The sequence below is a fragment of the Aliiroseovarius sp. PrR006 genome (genome assembly GCF_010500215.1).
Classification (GTDB): Bacteria; Pseudomonadota; Alphaproteobacteria; order Rhodobacterales; family Rhodobacteraceae; genus Aliiroseovarius.
In genome coordinates this window covers 376,659-389,423 of record NZ_JAAGOY010000007.1, presented here as the reverse complement: position 1 = coordinate 389,423, position 12,765 = coordinate 376,659, and the positions used below count along the sequence as shown (strand labels likewise).

The 12,765-nt window shown below is 57.8% G+C and carries 8 protein-coding genes; 5 read left to right on the top strand and 3 right to left on the bottom strand.

The features are described from left to right. Positions 1 to 38: 38 nt before the first annotated feature. The 3 genes from nadA to nadC are packed head-to-tail and all read left to right on the top strand — an operon-like array spanning position 39 to position 3,507. The gene (gene nadA / locus G0Q00_RS10365; RefSeq protein WP_163039040.1) at positions 39 to 1,088 is read left to right on the top strand and encodes a quinolinate synthase NadA; all 1,050 of its coding nucleotides are present in this window, start codon (positions 39 to 41) and stop codon (positions 1,086 to 1,088) included. Between the two features lie 5 nt (positions 1,089 to 1,093). Then, a complete protein-coding gene (locus G0Q00_RS10360; protein WP_163039038.1) occupies positions 1,094 to 2,662 on the top strand; it encodes an L-aspartate oxidase in 1,569 nt (522 codons plus the stop codon). After that, on the top strand, positions 2,659 to 3,507 hold the full coding sequence (gene nadC, locus G0Q00_RS10355; RefSeq protein ID WP_163039036.1) for a carboxylating nicotinate-nucleotide diphosphorylase: 849 nt from the start codon (positions 2,659 to 2,661) through the stop codon (positions 3,505 to 3,507). Before G0Q00_RS10360 ends, nadC begins: the two co-directional genes overlap by 4 nt. 18 nt (positions 3,508 to 3,525) lie before the next feature. Here the strand turns inward: nadC and G0Q00_RS10350 are convergent, their stop codons facing one another. Further along, the gene (locus tag G0Q00_RS10350) at positions 3,526 to 6,156 is read right to left on the bottom strand and encodes a DUF3131 domain-containing protein (protein WP_163039034.1); all 2,631 of its coding nucleotides are present in this window, start codon (positions 6,154 to 6,156) and stop codon (positions 3,526 to 3,528) included. 394 nt (positions 6,157 to 6,550) lie between these two features. On the opposite strand from G0Q00_RS10350, the gene G0Q00_RS16000 reads away from it, so the two are divergent. Continuing rightward, a complete protein-coding gene (locus G0Q00_RS16000; protein ID WP_163039032.1) occupies positions 6,551 to 9,784 on the top strand; it encodes a polysaccharide deacetylase family protein in 3,234 nt (1,077 codons plus the stop codon). Here the strand turns inward: G0Q00_RS16000 and G0Q00_RS10340 are convergent. Then, positions 9,781 to 10,185, bottom strand: coding sequence for a hypothetical protein (locus tag G0Q00_RS10340; protein WP_163039030.1), 405 nt, complete (start codon positions 10,183 to 10,185; stop codon positions 9,781 to 9,783). The genes G0Q00_RS16000 and G0Q00_RS10340 overlap by 4 nt on opposite strands. Before the next feature lie 406 nt (positions 10,186 to 10,591). Further along, a complete protein-coding gene (locus G0Q00_RS10335) occupies positions 10,592 to 11,545 on the bottom strand; it encodes a LysR family transcriptional regulator (protein WP_163039028.1) in 954 nt (317 codons plus the stop codon). Positions 11,546 to 11,729: 184 nt separating this feature from the next. Here G0Q00_RS10335 and G0Q00_RS10330 point away from each other — a divergent pair, with 184 nt between their 5' ends. Further along, positions 11,730 to 12,740 (top strand): TAXI family TRAP transporter solute-binding subunit, encoded by a 1,011-nt coding sequence (locus G0Q00_RS10330; protein WP_163039026.1) that lies wholly within the window; start codon positions 11,730 to 11,732, stop codon positions 12,738 to 12,740. Positions 12,741 to 12,765: the final 25 nt, after the last annotated feature.

The following is a 12,765-nucleotide window of genomic DNA, read 5'->3' as shown; positions in this document are numbered from 1 at the left end:
AGGTCTTCCGCACAAAGACGCCTTGTGGAGGGTAACAGTTGTTGGACCTTGTAAATCTTCGCTCAGTGCTTTCTGATAACTATGACCTTACACCTTCCGTCGCGTTGGCAGAGTCCATGGAAGATGTCTATCGCAAGATGGATCGCGTGGTGACACCGCCCGACTGGGTTAATTTTGCACCCTATGTCAAAGCCATCAACGAGCTTAAGAAAGAACGTAACGCCGTCGTTCTGGGGCATAACTATATGACGCCTGAGATCTATCATGGTGTCTCGGACTTTGTCGGTGACAGCCTGCAGATCGCCATGAAGGCGCAGGAGGTGGACGCCGAGGTCATCGTTCAGGCTGGCGTTCACTTCATGGCCGAGACGTCGAAAATTCTGAGCCCGGAAAAGACAGTGCTGATGCCGGACATGCAGGCCGGGTGTTCCTTGGCTGAAAGCATCACCGCCGACGGCATTGAGGAAATGCGGGCCAAGTATCCGGGTGCCCCTGTTGTCACCTATGTGAATACCACGGCTGATGTAAAAGCGGCCTCGGATATCTGCTGCACCTCGTCGAATGCGGTGCAAATCGTGGACGCAATGGACAGCGACACTGTTATCATGACGCCAGACCAGTATCTGGCGCAAAACGTTGCGAACCAAAGCAAGAAGAACATCGTGTTCTGGCCTGGGTCGTGCATCGTGCACGAGCAATATACGGCCAAAGATCTGCAAGAGTTCCGCGAATGGAACCCCGGCACGCGCCTGATCGCGCACCCGGAATGCCCGCCCGATGTGGTCGCCGAAGCTGATTTCAGTGGCTCGACCGCCGGGATCATCAAGTACGTGACCGACGAGAAGCCCGAAAAGGCGATGCTGATCACCGAATGCTCGATGGCGTCGAACATCTCGGACGCATTGCCGGAAGTTGATTTTGTCGGCCCGTGCAACATGTGCCCGTACATGAAGAAGATCTCTCTGGAAAAGATCCTTTATGTGCTGCACACGATGGAAAATCAGGTCGAAGTTGACCCTGCGGTTGCGGGTGGCGCGCGCCAATCTGTTCAGAAGATGATCGACCTGTCGCGGCAGCTGGGCCTCTAGCCGCAATGAGAATCGTCACCACAGATCGCGTCATCATTATCGGCGCGGGTCTTGGGGCTCTTTATGCAGCCTTGAAACTTGCCCCGCACCCCGTCGTGCTGATCTCGCCCGAGACATTGGGTGAGGGTGCAAGTTCGGCTTGGGCGCAGGGTGGCGTGGCGGCGGCAATGGATGCGAATGACAGCCCGGATGATCATGCCGACGACACGATCAAGGCGGGCGCGGGCACGGTTAATCCCAAGGTCGCCAAGCTGGTAACGCAAGAGGCGCGGGATTACATTCTTGACCTGACCAAACTGGGCACGCCCTTTGATCGGACCAAGGACGGTGGCTATGTTCTGTCGCGCGAGGCGGCGCACAGCTATGCGCGTGTGGTGCGTGTAAAGGGCGATCAGGCCGGGGCCGAGATCATGGCCGCGCTAATCGAAACCGTACGCGAAACGCCGTCAGTTCAGGCGCTTGAAGGCGTCATGGCGGTCGATTTCGAAACCGAAGACAACCGGGTGACAGGGGTCGCCATCCAAGCTGCACACGATGCGCGGTCTGCGCCGATCATGCTGCGTGGCGCGGCAATTCTTGTGGCGGGCGGTGGGTCCGGCGGCCTCTACGCCTTGACCACCAACCCCCATCGGATCCGAGGTCAGGTCATCGGCATGGCCGCGCGTGCCGGCGCAACGATTGCCGATCCTGAGTTTGTCCAGTTCCATCCGACCGCCATAGATGTTGGTGAAGATCCTGCCCCCCTGGCGACCGAGGCGCTGCGGGGTGAGGGCGCGGTTCTGGTCAATAAGCACGGGACGCGCTTTATGCTGGATGTCCACAAGGATGCGGAACTGGCCCCGCGCGATGTGGTTGCCCGCGCTATTTTTGAACAGAGCCAAGCCGGGAATCGGCCGATGCTTGATACCACCGCCGCGATCGGTGCAGAGATCAACGCGCAATTCCCCTCGGTGACCGAGGCCTGCCTGCGCAACGGGATCGACCCATCCGTTGACCCCATCCCGGTTGCCGCTGCCGCACATTACCACATGGGCGGGGTCGCCACTGATACTCACGGCAAGGCCAGCCTTGATGGCCTTTGGGTCTGCGGCGAAGCGTCGTCGACCGGGCTGCACGGAGCGAACCGGCTGGCCTCGAATGGTCTGCTCGAGGCTTTGGTTTATGCCCGTATTTGTGCCGAAGGGATTGCCACCGAAATTGCGCCTGCTGAGAACGCGCCTGAAGTCGCACTCGATTTTGCGACCGGCGGCACCGCGCCCGATGCCGAGGCGGTTCAAGAGCTGCGCCAAACCATGACCAACCATGTCGGTGTGGTGCGCAATGCGGCGGGCCTGAAAGCTGCGCTTCGCACCATCGCCCGGCTGGAGCAGAACCACGGCGACAGCCCCTCGTTTCTGAACATGTGTGCCACGGCCACTTTGATTGCCGCAGCTGCGTTGCTGCGCGAGGAGAGTCGAGGCGCACACGAGCGTTCGGACTTCCCGCAAACAAAACCCGAATTGGCGCAATCGACCCTGTTGACCCTGTCCGACGCCCTGTCCCTACGTTCCAAAATTTGCGGAGAACCCGAATGAGCTTTGCAACTGTTCCTGACCTCATCCTCGAGCCGATGATCCGCAATGCCCTGCTGGAAGATCTGGGCAGCTATGGTGACATTACAACCCGCACGGTTGTCCCTGAAGACATCACCTACACCGCGCGGATCAACGCGCGCGAGGATGCTGTGGTGTCCGGGATGCAGGTCGCGCAGATCGCCTTTCGTCTTGTTGATCCCGATCTGGTGGTCACCACGCACAAGCCGGATGGCGCACACTGTACGGCGGGCGAGACACTGATGACCATCGAAGGACGCGCGCGGTCTATCCTGTCGGCCGAGCGGGTCGCGTTGAACTTTGCTGGCCGGTTAACGGGCATTGCCACGAAAACGGCGGGTTTCGTGGCCGAGACCGAAGGGACCAAAACCCGGGTCACCTGCACGCGCAAGACGACACCGGGATTGCGGATCGTTGAAAAGCTTGCCGTCCTGCACGGCGGGGGATCCAACCATCGCTATAGCCTGAGCGACGCCATTCTGATCAAGGACAACCACATCGCCGCTGCGGGTGGCGTTCGTGCTGTTCTGGACGAGGTAAAGGCAAAGGCAAGCCACATGATGGCGGTCGAGATCGAAGTGGATCGCCTTGATCAGCTGGAAGAGGTGCTTGAGGTGGGCGGCGCGCACACGGTGTTGCTGGACAACATGGACAATGACACCTTGCGCAAGGCTGTCGCGCTGGTCGATGGCCGGTTGAAGACAGAAGCAAGCGGCAACGTGACACGCGAGCGGATCGCCTCGATCGCGGCGACGGGTGTCGACTATGTGTCATCCGGGGCGCTGACCCATTCGGCGAAAACGGTTGATCTGGGGCTCGACTTTTAAGCTGCGACCGCTCCTGCTCTACGCTTTCTGCGTCCAATCCACGCAAGGGATGCTGCCGTTCAAACGAAAGGCGATCGCTTGCAAGATGACACCATTGGTGTTGACGTCGCTATAGGCCTGATCCGATTTACCCGTCACCGAGAACACTCCGGGGCTGAAGCCCAGCTTATCTGTCGTCGCTTTCTCGCGGACCCGCGCGACCAAGCGGTCGGTATAGTCGTTCGGCCTGTAGGCGCTCCAAAGGAAGGCGCCTTTGCTGTTCAGCATATCAACAGCCCTGAAAAATCCCTTGGTCTTGAAACGCGGGGACGGGTCAAGGGTTTCGGCAGTCCATTGGCCGCCATCTTCGGTGATCTGATAGCCTTGATACACGAACCACGGCGCGCGATTGACCGGGCCTTCTGAGACGCAGACCAGCTTTCCTGTGGCGTGGTATTCGCCGATTTGCGCGGCGAACAAAGCCTCGGCCGCGGTGTGTGCCAGCGGGGACGCGCCAAGTTCCACCGCTTCAAGAAGGTGGGGCTCGGTGCCAATCGGGCCGAAGCGCGCGACATCATGAAGGGTTTGCACTCCTTGATCGAAACGAGATCCGGGTTTGGGATCCGCGTAGGGCGACGTCACCGGATAGCCCCACAGGCTAAAACCACGCGCGATATAGTCTGCATAGTTGGACCGGTAGGCAGACACCAGTTTGCCGCCGTGCACTGTCAGTGGGGCGCCGTCTTGGATGGTCCTGTCCAAGTCCCACCCGGCAAGAATACCTGAGATCCCCAGATCCTGCTTAGTGTAGGATTGGACCAGATGAAGCGCTGTCAGCAAGCGCGAGGTGTCGCTTGCATTATAGTCATCGTCCCCCTTGGCCTTGCCATCGGTCGACGTAAGCCCCTTGGGTAAACCAAGCCCGTTGAACGTGCCGGTCGCCAGCCCGCCAAGGACCGCTTTCAACCGGGCGGTATATTCGTCGTCCTCCAAGATGCCGATGCTATGTGCACTCATGATGGCCAGCAGATGGGTCCCTGTGTCCCACATCGTGCTGAACCGATAGGTTTCAATCTGGTCGTTCTCGACCCACGCTGTTGCGGGCACCAGCCCGGTCTCGGGAGCCGTCAGGTTTTCGAAATAGGACCATGCGGTTTTGGCGTCCTGCACAAGCTGCTCGCGGTTGTTCGTGTCTACCACGCTGTCTGTACGGGCTGGCCAACGGCTGGCGGTGCGCAGAAGCCGCGCCGGTTCGCTTTTTATCGATACAGCTTGGAAGTGCTGCGCAAGGTTCAACACGCGAAACTGTTCCGAGCTTCCCAGTGTGACAAGGGTATTGACCAACGACTGTACGTCTTCGGGTCGCGTGAAGGCGCTTTCCTTGATCCGTAACGTGACATCTTCACCTAGCGGGACGGATCGCAGCAATTTCTCTTGAAACCTTGGCACCGAGATCGGCGCATCGAGCACCATTGACACCCCAAGGTGAAGCGAACCCTGAACGTCAAATCCGATATCGCCCTTGCGGGTTCCGGATGTATCAAGGACGATCTCGAACCCTGCGAGGGCAGGGGCGTCTGCGGGCCTGTCTTCGTCGTATTCAAGCGCGATGCAGTGTACGGACTGGCGGGTGCTTGTGTCGAACGCGGCCTTGCGTATGTCTTGCCACTCGTCCGCGTCAGGGTTTGAGGCAATGAAACAGTGATGGGGGTCATCACCAGCATGATCGTTTACGGTGTCGGTCGACGGCGCGGGGGGCAGAAGCGCGGTGAAGGGCACATGCGCTGCGGCAAGTTGCGCCCTGAGGCTGCCGTCTGACCACTCGGCCCCATCTGCATCGACGCAGAGAACCACGTGACGGGCGAAAGCTGCGCCCGAGCGGAACCGGAGTTCCGAGGGCAAAATGAAATAGTTGCGACTTGAGCTTAGGTTACGCCGAAAGGCGTCTCCGAGAACGGCGCCTTGATCGAAAAAGGCATCGTCCCCCTGTGTGTCATCATCGGGAAAAGACGCGACAAACACCAAGGGCCCGCCCTGCGACGACGCTTGGGTAAACGTGGCCGTGATCTTGTCGTCAGAGGGCGAAGGGGGGAAGTGCCAACCCCCGTTCACTTGTTGCGTGCCATCTGCATTGCGCCAAACCTCGGTCGTACTGTCGTCGCTCGAGATCAGAAATGATGTTAAAAAACCAGCAGATCGAAGTCCTTCAAGGGTCGGGATTTCGCCATTGGGCAGGTCTGCAATCACCGTTTGCGGTGTGTACGTCCCGCCAACATTGGCCATCGCCTGCGTGAACCGGTTACGCGCGTCGCTGGCGGCACGCATGCGTAAATATGGAAGTTCACTTGCAAGCCCCGGCAGCTCGATCGCCAATTCGATCAGACCGGGATAGTCGATGGTCAGTTTGTGCAGCGCTTCCATCAAATCTGTGTTCTGGTCTGCGTGTTCCCATTCCTGCGGGTCGAATTTAATTGCCACGCAGACGGGCACGTTGTGCGAGGTGATCGGATCCAGAAACGAAAAAAGCGCCGATGCCGAGCTGCGGGGTGTTACATTGCGAACAAACAGAAGGCTTGGGTGCGTGGCTGCGGCATGGGCCGTTTGCCAAGGCGAAGAAAGCGCTGCCGCACCTCCGGCCAAGGTGCGAGAGAGAAATGTCCTGCGATCCATCACCACTCCTCAGAATTACCGCTCAGCTTACCATTGCAGCTTTATGCCTTGCCGCCAATAACCAAGACGTCACACTCAGCTAACCTGCGACCATATATACGTTCCTTCAGCCTGCGGGCTGTGCCAGACTGATGACAACGCCAGCCTAGAATAGGACGCGAAACAGGTAGCTGACTTGCAAAGCTCGAACGACAACAAGGATACACCGAAGGCGAAGCCGGTATTCTTCGATCCGACGTCCCATCGGCTCGTTCTTTTCAGCGTATTGTCGGTTGTATTCCTGATGTTCGCATTGGTTTGGTTTGTCTCGTTCATGGTCCATCTCTATGGATCCGAATTGCCGCCTCAGGGTGGGGGCACTGCATCAAACGAAGCGATAGTTTCTGATGCCGCCGTGTCGCCAAGCGAGATAGCGATAAACGGCGAGGACGCGACAGCATTGTCGGTGCAGCTGTGGACCGATGCTATTGACGCCACCATACTGCCCGAGGAAACCTATGCCGTTCAAGACGCCAAGGTGCATGCTTTTGTGCCGTCATGGTCGCTGGCTGGCGCTGTCGAAGCGCGAACGCATATCGACGCGATAGATGTTCTGATGACCGACTGGGTCACGATTGATGGCGCAACCGGTGCGGTAACGGCCCCTCCTGCGCCCCAGAAGGACAAGCTTCGGGAGTTATGGGTGTCGCATAAAGCCCGGGTTGGTTTCTTCCCCGTTGCCCAGATTGCGGTTGCCCCCGGAAGTGCGCAACCGAATGTGTTTGCCTCGGTCGCGAAGCAATCTGATGTGATCGCCGCGCTGACGTCGGTGGCTGTTTCTGAAAACACCGAGGGACTGTGTGTGGACCTCTCTGGTGCCGCCAATGTCGCGGTGCAAGATCTGATGGGATTTGCGACAGCGTTGCGGGCCGGTCTTGATGTAGTGGGCAAAGACAGCTGTCTTATCGCGGGTATCGATCACGCGCTTTGGGCTCAGCCGAATGTAGCTGATCTGGCGGACAAGCTGGTCGTTCTTGCCTTCAACGAGCCGGGCCCCTTCAGCGGCCCCCAGCCACTGGCGCCACAGGCATGGTTTGACGCCAAGATATCTCAGTTGCTGGAAGACCTACCCGCCGAGAAATTGGTCATCGCCATTGGTGGGTTCGGCATGGATTGGATCAGCGCCAGGCCTGAACCGGAGTATCTGAATTATTTTGATGTCACCGAGGCGGCGCTGCAACACGGCGGCACCCTGCGCATGGATCAGCAGGCTTTGAACACCGAGGTGCGCTTTCTGGATGATAAAGGGCAGCGGCATCACATTTGGCTCTTGGACGCATTAAGTGCGCATAACCAGCTATCGCGGCTGCCCCTTGGTGATCTGGATGGGATCGCGATTTGGCCCGTTTCGGGCGGCGATCCCGGTGTTTGGAAGATCCTCTCGCCGGGTTTGCCAGAACCCGAGATCGCGCTGGGCTTGCTGCAAAGGGTCGGCGCTGCACCTTATGTGCGGTATGTCGGTACGGGTCCGTTTTTGACCGGACACAATCCGGCAACGCCCGGGCGGCGCATCTTGCAGCTGGATCAAGAAAGCGGCCTGATCGTCGAGGTAACCTATCTGGACCTTCCACGCGTCTTTACGGTGACGCAAAGTGGCACCATGCCGGAACGATCGGTTATCTTAACCTTCGACGACGGACCCAGCGCAAAATACACTCCCGCGATTTTGGACATTCTGAAGGAACACGATGCTCCTGCAGTCTTCTTTGTGATTGGTACGCGGGTTCAGCAGAACCCCGAGATCGCGCGCCGAATTGTGGACGAGGGGCATGAGCTGGGCGTGCACACGTTCTTCCACCCTAACATTGCCGAGGTTTCAAACCTTCGTCTCAGGCTCGAGCTGCATGCCTCGCAAGAGCTGATCGAAAGCGTTTCCGGGCAAGGCACAAACCTGTTTCGCGCGCCCTATGGGTTTGATGAGAACCCTGAGACGCCGAATGAAGCGCGGGTTCTGAGTCTGTTGTCGGATGAGAACTATGTGGTCGTCGGGATCGAGATCGACTCGACCGATTGGACGCGGCCGGGCGCCGAGAAGATTGCGGAGACCGTGACGGGGCGGGCCATGGCCGGTCAGGGCAATGTTGTCTTGTTGCATGATGCGGGCGGGGATCGTGAACAAACGGTCGAGGCGCTGCCGATGATCATTCAGTCGCTCGAAGATGCCGGGATTTCCATCGTGTCGATTGCAGACGTCGCCGGCCATAACAGCCGCCTTCAGCCGGCGCGACTGGTGGAAAAAAGCGATCAGATGAGCGGCCTGTCGTTCTTGCTGATCCGCAGTCTGAAATCTGCCGTCACAGCCGCGTTTTTCGTATTGATTGCCGCGGGTGTGTTCCGGTCGCTGACCGTCTTGGTGTTGGCGCTGATCAAGGAACGGCGGGTGCACAAGGGCGGCGACCCGGTCTTGCCGGTATCGGTTCTTATTCCCGCCTTTTGCGAAGAAACGGTGATTGTGAAGTCGGTGACATCGGTGCTCCAGTCAACCTACCCGATCGCTCAGGTGGTCGTGATTGACGACGGCTCGACCGACAATACTGCGCAGGTCGTCCGCGACCATTTCGGCTCTGACCCGCGTGTGCGCCTGATCCGTCAGGACAACCAAGGCAAGGCCGAGGCACTGAACAACGGCATTCGGTACATCGACACACCTGTCTTCGTCGCCATTGATGCAGATACGATCATCGCGCCCGAGGCAGTCGGAAAGTTGGTCAAGCATTTCAATGACGCCGAGGTTGGCGCGGTCGCGGGGAATGTCAAAGTCGGAAATCGGCGAAACCTTATTACGCGTTTGCAGGCCATCGAATATATATCTGCGCAGAATTTGGACCGTCGTGCCTACGAGGTGTTGAACGGGATCATGGTGGTGCCCGGATCCATCGGGGCGTGGCGCACCGAGGTCGTGATCTCGGCAGGCGGATACACGACCCAAACACTTGTCGAGGATGCGGATCTGACGGTCTCGGTCATTCGCCGCGATTTCAAGGTTATATTCGAACCAGCTGCGCACGCGTTTACAGAGGCACCGGAAACCATCCGCCAATGGATGCGCCAAAGGTTGCGTTGGCATTTCGGAATGCTGCAAATTGCGTGGAAACACAAAGGCGCGTTTTTCGAGCGGCGCGCCGTGGGATTGGTGTCGATCCCCGATCTGTTCCTGTTTGGTGCCGTATTTTCCCTGTTTGCGCCTATTGCGGACCTCGTGATGATCTTCAATCTGTTTGCGCTGGTCGATCTTCTGTCCGACAGCTCGCGGGCGGCCCTTCAAAGCTCGTCCATACTGGTTGCAATCGGGTATGTGGCCTATCTGCTTTCAGACCTTGTTCTGGCGACCATCGCGTTTGGACTTGAACCCAAAGAGGATAAGCGCCTGTTGCCATGGGTTCTGACCCAAAGGTTCTTCTATCGTCAAATTTATTGGATGGTGGCCCTGCGCTCGATCACGCGTGCGGTCACCGGGCGCTTTACCGGGTGGCGCAAGATCACGCGCACGTCGTCGATCGATCTGAAAAGCGCGCTCGAGCTTTCAAGGACGCAGGCGCGCGTTGTTCACGTAGATAAGGCTGCGAATGACCAAGGCGGGCAGGTTTAACTGCACACCTGAAAATCGACTGTGCCAGAGCCTGATCCAAAGCGCCCCATCGTGAATTTTTCGATGTCGATCAAAAATCCGTCGCCGCCCAGATTTTTCGTGCAGCAACCGTTGCAGTCAGAATCGGCGCACAGGTCGAGCACCTGAACAACGATCTCGCGGTTGCCTTGGCGCAGGCGTAGGTGTTTTCCACCAAGACGCCGCCAGTCCTTTTGGTGGACAGCGGCGATATTTTTGCTGGCCACCCAGCTTTCGGATTTCTTGCCGCGCACACCGTAAAATTGGCCTGCCCATTTGCAGCCGTTGTACTTGACGCATTCAACACTTCCCGGATCGGGGTAGCTTTCATAATTGGTTAAAGCCGCGCGTTGCCAGTCGCCCTTGCAGGTCACATCTGCCATTGCCATCGGCGCGATAAGCGAGAGCACCAAAAGCAAAAGGGGCTTCAGAGTTTTAGGCAAAGTCATACTGGTCTCCTTAAGGTGGCATTGGAATGTTGGGCTGGAACTTATGCTCGATTAGTGTTGTTTCAACGGATTAGATCGCATTGTCACTATTTCTAGGTGTGGATTTAGGCATTACTATGTTCACATCTCGAAATCTATATGTGTTGGTTGGGCGTGCGATTTTCCGCCCAATACCTGTCAAGGCAGGATTTTCCCGGTGCATGTTCAGGTCCGTCGTGGTGTGTGCAGCGCCTTTGTGTCCCAGCAAAGATTGTCCGTCTAGGTTGGGGGGGGTGGAAGTCTGGGAACGGTTAGGCTGGCTTGGTGTCAGACGGAACGTATGATGGAGAGATGGCGGGTTTCACATCGGATCCGCTGGCGTGAAGCTGGGGTTGGCGCCCACGTCCGACAGCAACTCCATGACTTCGGCACGCCAGCCGTCTTTCACCATATGGGCAAGCTGCGACATGGGCCGGAAGATCGGGGATACGATGGTATAGCTGTAGCGAAACCCCTCTCTCATTCTGCGAAACACCACGTGTCCATCGCTTAGATTGATCGATTTCTCAGTCACCGCCGTAAGGGGGTCGACCACAGACAGGCAATGACCGGCGCTGATGAAGGGCATGATTGGGAGGAAGAACTGGCAATCCATCACGACATTGGCATTGCAGCCCACGTCGTTCAGCGCTTTTACGGTTTTCTGATGCGAGTGATGGGTGGACTGCAAAAGCCCCAACGGAAGATTATCCAGATCCTGCCAGTCAATCTCGTCTTTCGCGGCAAGTTCGTGATCCTTGGGCATGGCACAAAAACAGTCAGCCGAGATCGTTTCCTGACGAAATGTCGTTGTCGACGCTTCGCGCCCGATCATGTCGGCAAAGCCGAAATCCAACCCCTGGGTCGCCGCCAGCTCGCGGATCTGCGGTGAGGTTCGGGATGAAAGCGAAATGCGGACCTCTGGGGTCTCGCCAATCACACGGCTGATGTAGCGCGGGAACAGATAGTTCGACGGCCCGGGCATCGAGGCTACGTTCAGGCTGCCGCTTTGCCCGTTGATCAGGCTTTTCATCGTGTCGGCCACATTCGCCAAATGGTTCAGGATATCATCCGATTCTGCATGCAGATAGTGCGCCTCGGGGACGGGCAACAGCTGCCGCCCGCGCCGTTCGAACAGTTTCAGCCCTAAGGTATCTTCCAAGGATCGAATGGCCAGACTTACCGCAGGTTGTGTTCTGCCCAACTTTTCCGCCGCTTCCGAGAGTGATGCGGACTCCATCACCGCCCGAAAGGCAGTCAGCTGCGATAAATTCATGAGCGTCTCCAACCCGTTGCAAGGATGATCCTGATGTTTTGTCAATGTATAAGCAAAACTTTGAAAAGCTCAAACTATTCAAATTTGTTTTTATTTAATCCGTGCAGCATGCTGATTGAATAATTTCAGCGAAGACCCGGCGGGCAGACTTTCAGCCCTTGGGAACGACCAACAGGAGCGAATAATGACACTCATGAAATGTCTCGGTGGTGCGGTGCTGGCCGCATCTGTGATGACCGGATCGGCCTATGCGCAGGATCCCAGCTTTTTCCGGATCGGCACCGGAAGCGCGGGTGGTACTTACTTCCCGATCGGCGGCACCATTGCCAACGGTATTTCCAGCCCTCCGGGCTCGCGTCCCTGCGACCAAGGTGGCCAGTGTGGCGTGCCGGGCCTGATCGCGATCGCACAGTCCACCACCGCGTCGGTGTTCAACAACACGGCCGTGCAGAATGGTGAACTCGAGGCCGGTATGGCTGCTGCCGACGTGACCCGCTCCATGTATCTGGGTGAAGGCAAGTTTGACGGCAAGCCGCACCCCAAGCTGCGCATCGTTGCCAACCTGTATCCCGAAGACCTGCACTTGGTGCTGCCCAAGGGCAAATCTTTGGCGGATCTAAGTGCCCTTGAGGGAAAGCGCGTTGGTATCGCGCAGGCAGGGTCCGGCACGCAGGTGGCGGTTCTGCAAATGTTGAACGCATGGGGTGTGACCCGTGACAACATGGATGAGGCCGAGCTGAACAACAGCCAATCGGCAGAACGTCTGGCAGATGGACAGCTGGATGGCTATTTCTACGCCGCAGGTTGGCCCGTTTCGGCCATGGTTCAGCTTTCCACCACCAAGGGCATGGAGTTGCACAGCTTCAGTGATGACGACCTTGCCAAGATCAACGATATCATTCCGGCATACATCCCCTCGCAAATCCCCGCTGGCGTTTATGAAGGCGTGGATTATGACGTGAAGACGCCTGCGGTTTCGGCCCTGTTGGTTGTGTCCTCGGATCTCTCGGAAGAGTTGGTCTATGGCATCACGCAGGCGCTGTGGAATGATAACACCCGCAAGCTGCTGGACAACGGCCATGCCAAGGGCAAGCAGATTACGCTGGACACCGCCCTTGATGGCGTCATGGCTTTGGGCGTGCCGCTGCATCCGGGCGCCGAGAAGTTCTATAAAGAAGCGGGCGCCTTGAACTAACGTTCTGACCTCTTCCCCAGAACAC

Bases quoted from the DNA above. Each gene is read 5' to 3' on its own strand.
- G0Q00_RS10360 (WP_163039038.1), top strand. From the start codon at position 1,094: ATGAGAATCGTCACCACAGATCGCGTCATCATTATCGGCGCGGGTCTT.
- nadC (WP_163039036.1), top strand. From the start codon at position 2,659: ATGAGCTTTGCAACTGTTCCTGACCTCATCCTCGAGCCGATGATCCGC.
- G0Q00_RS10350 (WP_163039034.1), bottom strand. From the start codon at position 6,156: ATGGATCGCAGGACATTTCTCTCTCGCACCTTGGCCGGAGGTGCGGCA.
- G0Q00_RS10340 (WP_163039030.1), bottom strand. From the start codon at position 10,185: ATGGCAGATGTGACCTGCAAGGGCGACTGGCAACGCGCGGCTTTAACC.
- G0Q00_RS10335 (WP_163039028.1), bottom strand. From the start codon at position 11,545: ATGAATTTATCGCAGCTGACTGCCTTTCGGGCGGTGATGGAGTCCGCA.
- G0Q00_RS10330 (WP_163039026.1), top strand. From the start codon at position 11,730: ATGACACTCATGAAATGTCTCGGTGGTGCGGTGCTGGCCGCATCTGTG.